Below are 13988 nucleotides of genomic sequence, written 5' to 3'. Positions count from 1 at the left end.
ATGCCCGGACCGTCTCAGGGCGCCGGGGCGACAGCCGGGTCCGGCTGGGCCAGGCTTGGTGGGCCGCGATCCCTGCAGACCCGTGACGCGCAGCCAGCCCGCCGGTGATTTCCTCCAGTTCCTCATCGGCGGCTGCCTGTTCGGCGCCGGCGGCTTCCTGATGGCCAACCAGGTGATGGTGCGTTCCGCCCTGGTGGGCGGAGGAGGGGGCTTCGGCTGGCGCGGCTTTGCCATGCCCTGGGGCACACCGGGCATGGGACTGCTGATGCTGCCGCTCGGGATCGGGGTGTGCCTGCTCTTCGCCGGACGCGTGCGCCTGTGGGCCAATCTGCTGATCTGGGCCACCCTGGCGGCCCTGTTCGTGGGCGTGCTCAACAGCCTGCGCATGACCTTCATGCCCACGACCCTCTGGCAGCTGGCGGCCTATGTGGTGATGATCGCCGCCGGTGGCGGCCTGATGTTCCGCGGCCTGCGGGCCTACGACGCCAACGGCCGCGACGGGGTCCGCGGCGACGCCCCAGGCGGTGAAGATCCGGAGGCGCTGCGGCGCGAGATCGACGATCTGCGCCGGCGCCTGGATCGTCAGGAGGAGGGGCCGGGCCGCTGAAGGCTGAGGCCGGCGGCCTCGCTGGCACTGATGTAGCCGCTGGCCACCAGGAAGGCCCTGAGCGCTTCGGGGTAGGAGCCGTAGCGGATCTCGGGGACCGGGCAGCGGCCCTGCTGGTCCAGGGGCTGGGGACAGTCGCTCAGCCCCCAGTCCTCGTCGGGGTCATGGCTGCGCAGCATCCGATCCCAGCCCGCCTGCAGATCCCCCACCAGGGCCGTGGTGGCCACGTAGGCCGCCAGAACGCCGTTGGGCATGTCTCCGGCCTCCTCCAGCTGGTCCTCCATCTGCAGCAGATGCTGCTGGTGCAGGGGTCTGTAGGCCGGCTCGTGGCTCACATCGCGGAAGCGATCGCCCTGGAGCTGCCAGATGCGCAGCGGCGCACCGCTGCAGGCATAGCAACCGAAGCGATAGAGGAAGCGGTTGTCCACATCCACGATGCGCCAGCGGCCATCACCCAGCGGATCGCTGGCGGGCGCCGGGCCCCCATTGAAGGGACCCAGGCTCACCTCCTGCCAGGCGCCGCCGCTTGCGGTGGGCCGCAGCACCTGGATCTGATTGCAGCAGTGGGCTCCGCCGGTGAAGGAAGAGAGCAGCACTTCGGGCAGGGGTGAGGCGGGGTCCATCTGGGCGATCTGCACCAGACCGGTGGGGTGGCCCCAGTGCTCGGCCCCCACCATCCGACCCACCGGCTGACCGTCCAGCAGAACCCTCAGCTCGGGCTGCACGACATCGGTCTCGTGGGGGCCATTGGCCTTCAGCTGGTTCACGCGCACCTGCACCTCCAGGGGGCCGCTGCGCAGGCTCATGGGCCCGCCGCTGCTCTCCTTCAGGTCGCTCAGTTCCAGCACCGGAGCCTCGCTGGCTCCGGGTCCGGCCGCGGCCGGCATCCAGGCCATCGCCCCCAGCAGGCCGATGAGGAGAGCGGCGGCGGCGGATCGGGGCCACCGGGATGGTGTGGCGGCCTCAGGCACCCTCCACCCCCGCCGCGCTGTCGCCGCCGCGGCCATCGAGCAGACGGCGCAGGTTCACCCCGGCGTCGTAGGCGGCCTGTTGCAGCACTTCCTGCTGGCTGGCGTCCAGCCCATCCCAGAAGGCATGGAACAGATCGAGTGAGGCCTTGCCCATGCCCACCAGTCCCATCAGGGTCAGGGGGCCGGTGAGCCAGGGGCAGACCAGCAGCACCACCGCCAGCACCATGCTCACCAGGGCGCCCTGCTTGGCCGATTCCCAGACGGTGACGGCGATGGTGTGCAACTGGGTGGCGCGATCGATCTCGCCCCGCTGCCGCATCGCTTCGGTGCGCAGGGCCGTGAGCAGAGCCTGATAGCCCGCGTAGACCGCCACCCCGCCGAGGGTGGATTCGGCCACCATCTCGCCGCTGCCGAAGGCACCGCCGTTGGCATTCAGGTCGATGGCCGCCAGTCCGGCTGCCGGTGCGGCCTCCCAGCCGGCGCGGGGGATGCGGAAGGGATCGCGTTCGCGGCTCATCACCGGGCTCCGGAGGGATGGCACCAGCTTGCCCCCATCTCCGGCCGGCGAGCGATCAGGGGTTGAGCGGTTCTTCCCGCCAGCCCTGCTCCAGCCGCCAGAGACTGCGGCGATGGGGATGGTCGCGGAGGTCGAGCAGCTCGGCCCGCTCGATCTCCAGCCGCAGCAGCAGGAAGCTGGCCGGAATCGGGCTGTCGTCCGCCAGCTCGGCCGGAAACAGGGCATCGCTCTCCCGGGCGGCCCCGGGCTGGGGCCAGCCCCAGAGCGCGCGGCCCGCGGGGCGCAGCGCCAGCCAGTGGCGGTTCTCCTCACGCCGGCGCCGCTCGGGCTCGAGCTCCGCGACGCGCCCCCGCAGACGGAACTGGCGGCGGGCCTTCGGCAGCAGCCAGCACACCTCCACCGCCGGCTGAGCCTGCAGTTCAGCGGCCTTGGCGCTGCGGCCATCGGTGAGCAGGTCCAGTTGCGCCGGTCCGGCCCAGCCACGGGCCACGAGCGTGCGCACCCGGGGCGTGCCATCTGCGGCCACGCTGGCCAGCTGCAGCCAGCGGGCAGCGGGGGAGCGCCCCTCCTGCTGCCGTGCGGCCCGCAGCAGCGGACGCCAGGGAGGCAGAGAGGGTTGACCGGAATGGGCCGAGGGTCGGTCTGGATCGTTCATCCGCCTTGGTCAGGTCAGCAGCCATCCCCACAGCGGCACGGTGATCAGGGCCAGCAGGGTGCTCCAGAGCACCATGGCCGACGCCGCGTCCACATCCGTTCCGGCCGCCTCCGCCATCAGCAGCACGGCGATGGCCGTGGGTGCAGCGCCCTGCAGCACCACCGCCTGCCGCACCAGCAGCGGCAGATCCAGCAGCAGACAGAGGCCCAGCAGCAGGGCCGGAAACAGCACCAGCTTGCTCAGCAGCGGCAGGGGCAGGCGCCCGGTTGAGGGCAGGCCCGTGCGCGTGAGGGCTCCGATCCGGGCACCCACCACCAGCAGGGCCAGCAGAATCACGATCCGGGCCGGCCACCAGAGCGCCGCGGCGATCGGTTCGCTCCAGGGGCTGACCTGAAGCAGCAGGGCCAGCAGCAGGCCACGGCTGGCGGGAGAGCGCCACAGGGTGCGCAACAGGGCCGGGCCGCCCAGGGCCTGACCGGAGATCAGGGCCGGCCCGAAGGTCCAGGCAAACAGGGTGGCTCCCACGTCGTAACTGACGCTGTAGGCCACCGCTTCCGGGGGCAGCAGGGCGAGGGCGGCGGGGATGCCGAAGTAGGCCGTGTTGCCCACCACCCCGCCGAGACGGCACGCCCCTGCCTGCAGTGCCGGCCGCCGGCGCTGCAGGCCGCTCAGCAGCAGCAGCGCCAGGCCGATGGCCAGCAGGGCCACCAGGGCCGCATCCAGCAGCTGCCAGCGCAGGCCCGCCCGCAGCAGCAGGGCCGTGATGCTCAGGGGAACCCCGAAGCGCACCAGCGGCGGCGCCAGTCGGGCGGCCAGCTCGGGGTGGCGTCGCCCCAGCAGCAGGCCCAGTCCGATGGCCGGCACCAGATCGAGCAGCAGCTGGAGCATGGCCCGGGCTTCCTAGAGTCCAGCTTCGCCGAGGCGCCTTCCGTGTTGCGACGTTGGTGGCCCGGTGTTCTGGCCCTGCTGCTCGTGCTGGCGCTGGCAGTGCCGCACCCGGGGAGCGGGGCGGCGTCCCGGGAGCCGGAGATCCGTGGGGTGTGGCTCACCCTCAACGACATGGCCACGCTGCGCGACCGGGAGCGGATGCGCGAGGCCGTGCGCCAGCTCCGGGCCCTGAACTTCAACACCCTCTACCCGGTGGTGTGGAACGGCGGCTACGCCTACTACCGCAGCGACATCACCCGGCGCATGGGGCTGCAGAGCTTCAGCTTCCGTGGCCTGCAGGGGCAGGACGTGCTGGAGGAGCTGATCGAGGAGGCCCATGCCCAGGGCCTGCTGGTGATCCCCTGGTTCGAATTCGGGTTCATGGCCCCGCCCACTTCGGAGCTGGCGGTGAAGCAGGCCGACTGGCTGACCCGCAAGCGCGACGGCGGTCTCACCTCGGTGAGCGCGGCCGGTGAGGTGGTGTGGCTGAACCCGTTCCGGAGCGAGGTGCAGCGCTTCATCCGCGACCTCGTGCTGGAGGTGGTGCAGCGCTACGACGGCGACGGCATTCAGTTCGATGACCACATGAGCCTGCCGCGGGCCTTCGGCTACGACCCGCAGACCCTGGCTCTCTACAAGGCGGCGACGGGTCGCAGCGATCCCGGCAACCCGGAGAACCCGGCCTGGGTGAAATGGCGCGCCGACCGGCTCACCGCCTTCATGGCCTCGCTGAAGCAGGAGCTCGAGACGACCCGGCCCGGCCTGCGGCTGTCGGTCTCGCCCAATTACCACGACTTCGCCTACAAGCTGCAGCTGCAGGACTGGCTGACCTGGGTCAGGCGAGGCATCGCCGACGAGGTGATCGTGCAGCTGTATCGCCCCGATCAGGCCAGCTTCGAAAAGGAGCTGGCCCGGCCGGAGCTCGCCACCAGTGCCGCTCGCATCCCCACCGCCGTGGGGGTGATGAGTGGCCAGCGCGGCCGCGGCGTGCCGATCCAGCTGGTGGCGGACCAGACCCGGGCCCTTCGGAGCCGGGGGCTGGGGGTGGCGTACTTCTATTTCGAGTCGTTGTGGCAGCGCAGCCCGGAGGATCCGGGGCTGCGGAAGCAGGCGTTGCTGCGGTTGTTCCCCAGGCCAGCGCTGAGGCCGCGGCGCGTCCAGGCCAGGGCTCCGGCACCGCCGCCGCCTCCCCTGCCGGCGGGTGCTCCCGTGTCCTCGCCGGCAGGCCGGCCCCGCCTGGTGCCGCCGCCGCTGCTTCCGTAGCGTCAGGAGAGCCTTCCGGTTGATGCCGGTCGCCCCCTGATGAACGCGTTGAGCCCCACCTCCGCCACAGCCCTGAGGGCTGCGGCCACCGCCGAAGGCGTGCTGATGATCGTGCTCGGTGTGCTCGCTCTGGTGTTTCCGGTGCTGGCCTCCTTCTGGGTCACGGCGGCCATCGCGATGCTGTTTCTGATCGGGGGGATCGTGGCCTGGATCACCACCCTCACCCGCGCCCGCGGCATGGATCGCTGGAGCTGCTTCTGGAAGCTGGTGGTGGCCACCCTGTTCCTGGTGGCGGGCGGCTCGATGATCAGCGGCTTCCGCGATCCGGCCCAGGCCACGCAGCAGGTGGCTGCCCTAAGCCTGGCCATCGGCATCGTGTTCCTGGTTGAAGGGGCACTGGCGCTGGCGACGGGCCTGCGTCACGCCCGCCGCCCCGGCGCGGGATGGGGCATCGCCAACGGGGTGGTGACCCTGATCCTCGGGATCCTGATCCTCTCGATGAAGTTCTGGGGTCTGCTCTGGGTGCTCGGCACGCTGGTGGGGATCAGCTTCATCTTCAGCGGCATCGATCTGGTGGCCTTCAGCGCCGCCCTGCACGGCGCCGATCCGGAGAAACCCGCCGGCGAGTCGGGTGAGCCCGCCTAGATCCCGGCCCGGTGCAGCCGGGCCTGATCGGTCGCAGCCCGGAACACGAGCAGGTGCCGCTCCACCAGCTCCGGCAGGGCGTCGTAGCCCCCGCCGATCACCGTGGCCACGGGCACACCGCGCCTCAGGCAGGCATCGAGCACCAGGTGATCGCGGCGCAGCAGCCCGGCGTCGCTGAGCTCCAGCCGGCCGAGACGATCCCTGCGGTGCGGGTCCACGCCGGCGTTGTAGAGCACGAGCTGAGGTCGGTGCTGCTCGATCAGCTCGGGCAGCACGCCTCCCACGGCCTCCAGGTAGGGCTCATCCTCCAGGCCGTCCGGCAGGGGCAGATCCAGATCGCTGCTCTGCTTGCGGGCCGGGAAGTTGCTGGCGGCGTGAGCGGAGAAGGTCAGCACCCGGGGCTCGCCCTGGAAGATCAGGGCGGTGGCATCCCCCTGATGCACGTCGAGATCCACCACCATCAGCCGCTGCACCAGCCCTTCGCTCAGCAGCACCCGCGCCGCCACGGCCACATCGTTGAAGATGCAGAAGCCGCTGCCGTGCTCGGGGAAGGCGTGGTGTGTGCCGCCGGCGAGATGGCAGGCGATCCCGTGCTGCAGGGCCAGCCGGGCGGTGAGCACGGTGCCCCCCACCGAGAGCCAGGTGCGCCGCACCAGCGGGGGCGTGGCGGGAAGGCCGATGCGCCGCTGCTGCTGACGCTCCAGGCTGTTGCGGGAGAAGGCCTGGTGGTAGGTGCGGCTGTGCACCAGCTCCAGCCAGCGGCGCGGGGCCGGTAGGGGACGATGCCACTGGTCCGCAGAGGCCAGTCCCCGCTGCTGCAGCGCCTGGTGCAGCAGGCGGAACTTGGCCATCGGGAAGCGATGGCTCGAGGGCAGTGGCGCCGAGTAGGCCGGGTGGTAGACGAGCGCTGGCCTCAAGGCATCGGCTGGAGGTGGGTAGCGAGAACGGTCAGATCAGTTCCCGCTTCAGGTTGTAGTAGTGAAAGGTGACACCGTCGGCGGCGTTGTCCTGATTGACGGCATGGCTGACCATCCCCCAGCCGTCTGCCCGGTCCCTGATGTGCTTGTACTCGAATCGCTTGCGGGAGTTGGGGTTCGGCATGGCGTCTGCGGGGATGGGGGATTCGGAGGATGGCTCAGGCCATCAGCCTCGGATTGGCCGCCTCAAACCCGAAGAAGGCGAAGGCCGATGTGGCCTCGTCGCCCGGGGCCGGCAGCAGGTTGCCCGGATTGGAGCTCAGAAAGCGGTCCACAACGTCTTCAACCTCGAGATCGTTGCCGCGGGTGGTGAGCAACACGGTGGCGAAGCCGGCTCCTCGGGCCGCGGCGAGCCTGTCCTGCCACGATCCACCGTCAGGCACACGGAACGGCTCCGGGTCGTCCTCATTCAGTACACGGCCCGTGATCAGGTCGCGCACCACCGCTTCGGCGTAGCCGCTCTCTCCGGGGCGGATCGTGTCGTTGCTGCGGCCGTCGCCATCGCTGTCGAAGCGGTCGATCACTGCGCCATCGGCACTGAACAGGCGGTAGAGGCCCAGCACCTCCACCACAGGCTTGTCCTCAGGTGCATCGCCTGACTCCTTTGCCGCCGTGGCATCGGCCGCCTGCACCGGCCCGATCAGGGGCGTGTCCACCGGGGCACCGAGGCCCACGTACTCGATCACGTTGCGCCCGCCGTAGTTGCGCGGGTTGGTCTGGTAGTTGTTCGCCACCCAGAGGTTGCCCGCCGGATCGAGTTCGAGGCCGGTGCCACGGAACAGGGTGCCCTCGATGCGGTAGCCCTCGGCGGGGGAGAGCAGCTCGCCCCGCCGCACCAGTTCTCCGGCCACGAGCTGGTCCTTGCCGCTCACCACATAGATCGACTCCTGTTTGAAGGCGTTGACGAACGCGTTGCCTGCGGCATCGAGATTGATCCCCCAGACACCGAGCTCGTCCTCGCTCAGGCTGAAGGTGTCGATCTGGCCCGACTCGGGGTCGATCACGTTCACGGTGGAACCTCGGCGACCGCCGCTGTTGGTGAACCAGACCTCACCGTCGCTGGCCACGGCGATCGCCCAGGGGCCATTGAAGTCCGGATCCAGGTAGCTGCGGCTCAGATATTGGCGGGTGAGCCGGTCGTAGCGGAGTTCCACCACACCGCCGTTGCCGTACTGGCCACCTTCGGTGAAGGCCACCCAGGCATCACCATCGGCGTCGATGGCGATGTCGAACGGTTCGCTCAGATCGGGATGAACAAAGGGCTCCGGATTCCAGGGATTCTCCGGCTCACCATCCAGGTAGAGCACCACCTTGCTCTCCTGGCGTCGCGTCTCGCGGTTGCTGGCGATCCAGATGTTCCCCTCCTGGTCGGACACGGTTCCCTGGGGGCCGAGCATGTCGCCCTGGGTGAAGCCGCCGCTGGGCACCCGCTGCGGGAGTTTCGGCCCATCCGGAGAGAGCGCTTCTCCCTCCGGGCTGAAGGCCGACACGCTGTTGCCGTTGCCCCGCAGCGGAATCAGGGCCGCCTCATCGGTGATCGGGTTCTCGCCACCGAAGCCGTAGTTGCCGACCCAGATGCGTCCCTCCGGGTCGATGCCGATGCCGAAGCCGGCTCCGTAGAGGCCGCCGCCGCTCAGGGGCTCGGGCTGAATCAGATTGCCGCCCGGATCGAGATTGATCAGGGTGTTGGCGGGGAAGGGTGGATCGCCTTCCGGCGTGTAGTTGTTCGTGACCCAGAGCTGGCCCTCGCGGCCGATCGCGATGTTGCCCGGGCCATTGAGCGGATTGCGCCCCTCGGCATCGGGCGCGAAGTGCACCAGGCTCAGCACCCAGGCCTGCGGTGTTCTGCCCGGAGGCCAGCCGCCGCTGTAGGCCGGATCCTCCAGGGCCAGCGCGATCAGTGGCTCGCTGACGCTCAACGGCGCCCGGGCCAGGTTGAGCAGGGCGTCCAGGGTGGAGCCCGCCGGCTCTCCCTCGGCATTGACCGCATGGTTGAACAGCACCGGGCAGCTGCCGCTCGGGTCGCTGATGCAGGCCGCCAGAAGATTGGAGAGGGTGAGGAAGGTTCTGCTGCCCTGCTCACCGGCCGCCAGCCGTGGGGCCACCGTGCCATCCGCCTGAACCAGGTTGCGGTACGTGGCCTCACCGATGCTCAGCGAGCGCTGGGGGCCGCTCAGCTCCGCGCCCTCGAGGAAGGGGTTGAGGCTCCAGGCGGTGGCCACCGTGCTGAGCTCGTTGACCACCAGGTCTTCTGTGGCCGTCTGGGGGGAACCCACCACCGCCGCCAGCTGCAGGGGCGGCCCGCCCGCCGGAGCTTCCCCAGCCAGGTTGGCAACCAGATAGATCAGCCCGTCGCCGGCTGGAGCCACGTCCTCGAAGAGGAAGCGGCCATCCGCCGAGGCCCGGCTGCGGCCGAGCAGCCTGGGATGTCCGCCATCGCCGCTCGCCTGCAGGAGCAGCAGCTCCGATCCCCCCTGGGGACCCTGGCCTGAGCGCACCTCGCCTGCGATCCGCAGATGGGCCATCGGAGCGTCGGGAAAAACCCAACCTCGGCATGGCCGGCCCGGCGGTCAACGCGCCGTCATCTGAAGACATGGCCGGCTCCGCCCGGCCCGATCACAATGCGACCGGCTCCCATGAGCAGCCCCGGCTGCGCGGCACCCGATGGCGGCAGTCCTGGCCCAGATCGCGAGTCAGCCCTTTCTGGCCGGTGTGGTGTCGGCCTGTTCGATGCCGCTCGGCGCGGCCACCGGCCTGCTCTGGCGGCCCCGCAACCGCACGAGCGCGGTGCTCATCGCCTTCGGCGCCGGGGCCCTGCTCTCGGCCCTCGTGATCGATCTGGTGGGCAGCGCCCAGGCCAAGGGGCACCTGCTCGAGCTGGGGGTGGGAAGCGTGGCCGGCAGCCTTTTCTACACGCTCGTGAACGCGCTGGTGAATGGCAGCGGCGGCTTCCTGCGCAAGCCCGCCACCATGCTCTCCCACCTCAGCGCCGAGAGCGCCCGCCTGCGCCGGCGCCGGGTGCGGCAGCTGGCGGCGGTGGATCTGTTCCGCGGCCTGCCGATCAGCGATCTGCAGGACCTGGCGGCCTGCGTTCAGGTGGCCGCCTACAGCGAACGCCACACCCTCTTCCGCAGCAACGACCCGGGCGAAAGCCTCTACCTGGTGCTGGAGGGAGCGGTGCATCTGCTCGATCCGGGCCGGGATGACGGCCTGTACGCCAGCGTCGGCCCCTTTGGCAGCGTGGGCCGGCTGGCGTTTCTCACCGGCACACCGCACCGGATGGCGGCCGTGTGTGCCTCCGAGGCCCAGCTCGCCATCCTCAGCCGGCCCGACTTCGAGCGGCTGCTGCAGGAGTCGCTCAGCTTCAGCCGCCACATCGCCGCCCGCCTGCACCATCCGGAGCTGCTCAGCTACCTGGAGGAGCGGGAACAGCTGCCGCGGCAGCAGGCGGAGGCCTGGGTGGCCGCAGCCCGGCAGGCGCTGATGGCCACGCGCCACCTGCCCGATGCGGTGACCATTGATCGCCACATCGCCGCCTTCCAGGCGCAGGCCCGCCACATCGGCAAGTTCCCGGTGTTCGCCAACCTGCCGGAGGACGACCTCGAGCAGGTGGCGGATCGTCTGGTCTACGGCCGCTTCGATGACGGGCACGCCTTCTTCCAGGCCGGTGAGGAGGCCGAGCGGCTGTTCCTGCTGGAGCGCGGAGAGGTGGAGCTGCTCGATCCCCGTCAGCCCCGGCGGCGACCGCGCCTGATCCGGGGCGGCGAGGCCCTGGGGGAGCTGTCCTTCGTCACCGGCGTGGACCACACCGTCACCGCGGTGGCCCGCACCACCGGGTCCGCCTGGGCGCTGCGGCGGGAGGACTTCGACCATCTGCTGGAACGCAGTGCCGCTCTGGATGAGGCCGTGCGTCTGTTCCTCAGCGATGAGCGGGTCCGCACCTATCTGCAGGGCAAGCAGGGGTTCACGGTCGATCTGAGCGAGCGCTGGGTGAACCGGGCCCTGCACGAGATGCACCGCGGCCACCTGCTGCCCTCGGCCAGCGTGGTGCTGGATGAGGTGAACAGCCGCGGCTCGGCGCCGCTGGCCATCTGGATCGGCCTGCTGATGGACGGCATCCCCGAAGCCCTCACCATCGGCGCCCATGTGATCGCCGCACCCCTGAGCTCCTCGCTGCTGCTGGGGCTGTTCATCGCCAACTACCCGGAGGCCCTCTCCAGCTCCCACGGCATGCGACAGCAGGGATTCCCCCCCTTCATGATCCTGGGCATGTGGGCCGGCCTGGCCCTGCTCACCGGGGTGCTGGCCGCTCTGGGCGCCGCGGTGTTTCAGGGCGTGTCGGACCGCTGGGTGTCGCTGATCGGTGCCATGGCGGCCGGCGCCATGCTCACGGTGATCTCCGAAACGATGCTGCCCGAGTCCTACGCCAAGGGTGGCTCGGTGGTGGGTCTGTCCACCATTCTCGGTTTTCTGGCGATCATCTACGTCAACGGCCTCAACGCATCCCCCCATGGCGCTGGCTAGGCGGCTGCGGACCGCGCTCCGCGATCATCCCCTGCTGACGGGCCTCGCCGTGGTGTCCGGAGCCATGCTCGTGTCGCTCGGGATCACGATCCAGTCGCAGCGGCAGCTGGCCCAGCTGACGGAGAACCTCCACCGCCACCTGTTCACGGTGAGTCGCAGTGTCTGGGGGATTCGGGCGGCGATCGTGGAGATGCACCGCGACATGAAGGATGTGGTGCTGGCCGAGAATGACGCGGCCATCCGTGACCGTGCGAACTCGGTTTATGAGCTTGAAGGCCGAGTCTTCGGTCTGTCTGATGTGATCGAGGAGCGCTTTCTCGGCGACCTCGACAAGATCACCAGCCTGAGGAAGGCGTTCGCTGACTGGCGACCGATTCGTCAGGAGGTGATTGCCCTCAGCCTCGCTGGCAAGCGGGAGGCGGCGGCGGCGCTCACGAAGGGAAAGGGCAGAGAGTACATCAACTCCTTGCTCCTGGAAATGAACGACGTTCAGGAGTTTGCCGAGCAGCAAGCTGCCACCTTCCTGGCTGATTCCAAGCGGGTGCAACGGAGGGTTGAACAACGCACCACGCTGTTCATCGTTTTCTTCTTCGCTCTGCTGAGCGTCTGGCTGTGGCTGTTGCTGCGCAGCCTGATGCTGCTGCGTCTCGACAGCGCCCGCACTCAGGCGCTGCTCACGATTCCCAGGCTTTCGGAAGGGGAGCACGAGCAGGATTTTCTCCAGGACGGCCTCGAGGTGGCCGAATCCCTCACCGGCAGCACCATCGGCTTCCTGCATTTCGTCAATGAAGACGGCCACTCGATCGAGCTGATCACCTGGTCTCGCCGCACGCTGTCGGGCTATTGCCACGCGGTGCATGACGCCCACTATCCCGTGGCGGAAGCCGGCATCTGGGCCGATGCGATCCGGCAGAAGCGGCCTGTGGTGGTGAACGACTACGCCAAAGCCAGCCATCGCAGGGGATTACCGGAGGGCCACGCCCACCTGGCTCGCTTCCTCACGGTTCCTGTGATCGAAGACGGACGCGTGGTGATGATCGCGGGAGTGGGCAACAAGCCCTCGGGCTACAAGCAGTCGGACGTGGAGACCATGCAGCTGCTGTTCAACCAGATCTGGCGCGCCGTCCAGCGGAAGCGCACCATGGCGTTGCTGGCCGAGACGGCCAAGGACCTGAAGATCTCAGCTGTGGCCTTCGAGCACACGGCCGACGGCGTGATGATCACCGATGCGAGCAATGCCATCATCAAGGTCAACCAGTCGTTCTGCCGGATCACGGGGTATTCGGAGGCCGAAGCGCTGGGTCAGAAGCCCAGCTTCCTGAAGTCGGATCGGCACGATGATGTGTTTTACGGCCAGATGTGGAACGATCTCCAACGCCACGACCAGTGGCAGGGCGAGATCTGGAACCGCCGCAAGGACGGCTCTCTCTTCGCCGAATTGCTGACCATCAACGTGGTGCGCGACAGCGCGAACACAAAAACCGGCTATGTGGCGGTGTTCACCGACATCTCCAGCCTCAAGCAGAGCGAGGCCATGCTCTACGACATGGCCCACACCCATCCGCTCACGCGTCTGCCGAACCGGCTGATGCTGAAGAAGCGGCTGGAGGAGAGCCTCAAACGGGCCGATCGGGAGGGCCGCAAGGTGGCGGTGATGTTCATGGACCTCGATCATTTCAAGAGCATCAACGACAGCCTCGGTCACGAGGTGGGTGACATCGTGCTGCTGGCTGTGTCCGATCGCATGAAGGCCCTGTTCCGCGCCAACGACACCCTGGCTCACTTCGGCGGTGATGAGTTCGTTGCCGTGCTCGAGTCGATTCCCGATAGTGATGCCGTGCAGATCGTGGTGAAGAAGATCCTCTCCCTCTACCGCGACCCGGTGGAGGTGGATGGCCACCAGCTCTTTCTCACCAGCTCCATCGGGGTCAGCCTCTATCCCGACGACGGCACCACGTCCGAGGTGCTGCTGCAGCACGCCGATGCGGCCATGTACAAGGCCAAGGAGAGCGGTGGCAATGCCCATCGCTTCTTCTCCCGCGAGATGGCCGAGCACTCGGCCCGCCACCTGGCCTGCTCCAACGCCATTCGCCAGTCGATCCAGCAGCAGGAGCTGGAGCTGCTCTACCAACCGCAGATCGATCTGGCCAGCAACCGCATCGCCGGCGTGGAGGTGCTGGTGCGCTGGCACGGCGCGCTGTCGTCCTCCATCAGCACCCGCGATTTCATCGACATCGCCGAGCAGAACGGCATGATCGAGGAGATCGGCCGCTGGGTGCTCGGCGAGGCCTGCCGGCAGGGCCGGATCTGGCTGGATCAGGGCATCGATGTCGGCCTGGTGGCGGTGAACATCGCCGGCCCGCAGATCCAGTCCGGCCAGCTGCTGGAGGTGATCGACAGCGTGGTGGCCGAAACAGGCTTCCCCACCTCCCATCTGGAACTGGAGGTGAACGAGGACTTCATCATGACCCACCCCGAGGAGCAGGTTCACACCCTGCGGGCCCTGCGGGAGCGGGGCCTCAACCTGTCGATCGATGATTTCGGCACGGCCTATTCCTCTCTCGCCCAGCTCAAGCGTCTGCCGATCGATCGCCTCAAGATTGATCAGTCGTTCGTGATGGCCCTGCCCAGCAGCCGCGAGGACCTGGCGATCGTGGAGTCGATCCTGGCCCTGGCCAAGGCGATGGATCTCACCACCGTGGCCGAGGGCGTGGAAGACGAGGCCCAGGCCCGGTGTCTGCGCGAGCGGGGCTGCACGGTGGGGCAGGGCTATTACTTCGCCCGACCGCTTTCCGCTGGCGATTTCCTGGCTTTTCTGCGGCGCTGGCCGAATGAGAGCCCGCTGCCGGCACCGGCTGCCGCGGCGGGCGCAGGCCATCCACCCGAGTCCCCGGCGCCCTGA

Annotated in this window: 12 protein-coding genes; 5 read left to right on the top strand and 7 right to left on the bottom strand. The window is 69.0% G+C overall.

Features of this window, described 5'->3' with window-relative positions:
* Positions 1-82: 82 nt before the first annotated feature.
* Positions 83-607: a hypothetical protein gene (locus EVJ50_RS07350; protein ID WP_191964715.1), complete on the top strand. Its 525-nt coding sequence runs from the start codon at positions 83-85 to the stop codon at positions 605-607.
* On the opposite strand, the gene EVJ50_RS07345 is transcribed toward EVJ50_RS07350, so the two are convergent.
* The 4 genes from EVJ50_RS07345 to EVJ50_RS07330 are packed head-to-tail and all read right to left on the bottom strand — an operon-like array spanning position 583 to position 3638.
* Positions 583-1578, bottom strand: a complete 996-nt coding sequence (locus tag EVJ50_RS07345) for a hypothetical protein (RefSeq protein ID WP_150883216.1) — start codon at positions 1576-1578, stop codon at positions 583-585. The two genes, EVJ50_RS07350 and EVJ50_RS07345, sit on opposite strands and share 25 nt — an antisense overlap.
* A complete protein-coding gene (locus EVJ50_RS07340) occupies positions 1571-2095 on the bottom strand; it encodes a hypothetical protein (RefSeq protein ID WP_150883215.1) in 525 nt (174 codons plus the stop codon). Before EVJ50_RS07340 ends, EVJ50_RS07345 begins: the two co-directional genes overlap by 8 nt.
* 55 nt (positions 2096-2150) lie before the next feature.
* A complete protein-coding gene (locus EVJ50_RS07335; RefSeq protein WP_150883214.1) occupies positions 2151-2750 on the bottom strand; it encodes a pyridoxamine 5'-phosphate oxidase family protein in 600 nt (199 codons plus the stop codon).
* A gap of 9 nt (positions 2751-2759) precedes the next feature.
* A complete protein-coding gene (locus EVJ50_RS07330) occupies positions 2760-3638 on the bottom strand; it encodes an AEC family transporter (protein WP_150883213.1) in 879 nt (292 codons plus the stop codon).
* Positions 3639-3683: 45 nt separating this feature from the next.
* Between EVJ50_RS07330 and EVJ50_RS07325 the strand changes: the two genes are divergently transcribed.
* The gene (locus EVJ50_RS07325) at positions 3684-4940 is read left to right on the top strand and encodes a glycoside hydrolase family 10 protein (protein WP_225322843.1); all 1257 of its coding nucleotides are present in this window, start codon (positions 3684-3686) and stop codon (positions 4938-4940) included.
* A gap of 39 nt (positions 4941-4979) precedes the next feature.
* The gene (locus EVJ50_RS07320; protein ID WP_150883212.1) at positions 4980-5585 is read left to right on the top strand and encodes an HdeD family acid-resistance protein; all 606 of its coding nucleotides are present in this window, start codon (positions 4980-4982) and stop codon (positions 5583-5585) included.
* Here EVJ50_RS07320 and EVJ50_RS07315 read toward each other — a convergent pair.
* Genes EVJ50_RS07315 through EVJ50_RS07310 form a run of 3 tightly spaced genes read right to left on the bottom strand, consistent with a single transcriptional unit; the run spans position 5582 to position 9087 of the window.
* Entirely contained in the window at positions 5582-6502 is a 921-nt protein-coding gene (locus tag EVJ50_RS07315) for a histone deacetylase (protein ID WP_150883211.1), read from the bottom strand. The two genes, EVJ50_RS07320 and EVJ50_RS07315, sit on opposite strands and share 4 nt — an antisense overlap.
* A 31-nt stretch (positions 6503-6533) precedes the next feature.
* Positions 6534-6686 (bottom strand): hypothetical protein, encoded by a 153-nt coding sequence (locus EVJ50_RS14590; protein ID WP_191964714.1) that lies wholly within the window; start codon positions 6684-6686, stop codon positions 6534-6536.
* Between the two features lie 34 nt (positions 6687-6720).
* Positions 6721-9087: a hypothetical protein gene (locus EVJ50_RS07310; RefSeq protein WP_150883210.1), complete on the bottom strand. Its 2367-nt coding sequence runs from the start codon at positions 9085-9087 to the stop codon at positions 6721-6723.
* 139 nt (positions 9088-9226) lie between these two features.
* Between EVJ50_RS07310 and EVJ50_RS07305 the strand changes: the two genes are divergently transcribed.
* Positions 9227-11086, top strand: coding sequence for a cyclic nucleotide-binding domain-containing protein (locus tag EVJ50_RS07305; RefSeq protein ID WP_150883209.1), 1860 nt, complete (start codon positions 9227-9229; stop codon positions 11084-11086).
* The gene (locus EVJ50_RS07300) at positions 11073-13988 is read left to right on the top strand and encodes an EAL domain-containing protein (protein WP_150883208.1); all 2916 of its coding nucleotides are present in this window, start codon (positions 11073-11075) and stop codon (positions 13986-13988) included. Before EVJ50_RS07305 ends, EVJ50_RS07300 begins: the two co-directional genes overlap by 14 nt.

The organism is Synechococcus sp. RSCCF101 (genome assembly GCF_008807075.1).
In the GTDB taxonomy this organism is placed as follows: domain Bacteria; phylum Cyanobacteriota; class Cyanobacteriia; order PCC-6307; family Cyanobiaceae; genus RSCCF101.
The sequence above is the reverse complement of the archived record's forward strand: the minus strand, read 5'-3'. Positions and strand labels throughout refer to the sequence as shown.

Bases quoted from the DNA above. Each gene is read 5' to 3' on its own strand.
- EVJ50_RS07305 (WP_150883209.1), top strand. From the start codon at position 9,227: ATGGCGGCAGTCCTGGCCCAGATCGCGAGTCAGCCCTTTCTGGCCGGT.
- EVJ50_RS07340 (WP_150883215.1), bottom strand. From the start codon at position 2,095: ATGAGCCGCGAACGCGATCCCTTCCGCATCCCCCGCGCCGGCTGGGAG.
- EVJ50_RS07320 (WP_150883212.1), top strand. From the start codon at position 4,980: ATGAACGCGTTGAGCCCCACCTCCGCCACAGCCCTGAGGGCTGCGGCC.
- EVJ50_RS14590 (WP_191964714.1), bottom strand. From the start codon at position 6,686: ATGCCGAACCCCAACTCCCGCAAGCGATTCGAGTACAAGCACATCAGG.
- EVJ50_RS07330 (WP_150883213.1), bottom strand. From the start codon at position 3,638: ATGCTCCAGCTGCTGCTCGATCTGGTGCCGGCCATCGGACTGGGCCTG.
- EVJ50_RS07335 (WP_150883214.1), bottom strand. From the start codon at position 2,750: ATGAACGATCCAGACCGACCCTCGGCCCATTCCGGTCAACCCTCTCTG.
- EVJ50_RS07300 (WP_150883208.1), top strand. From the start codon at position 11,073: ATGGCGCTGGCTAGGCGGCTGCGGACCGCGCTCCGCGATCATCCCCTG.
- EVJ50_RS07310 (WP_150883210.1), bottom strand. From the start codon at position 9,087: ATGGCCCATCTGCGGATCGCAGGCGAGGTGCGCTCAGGCCAGGGTCCC.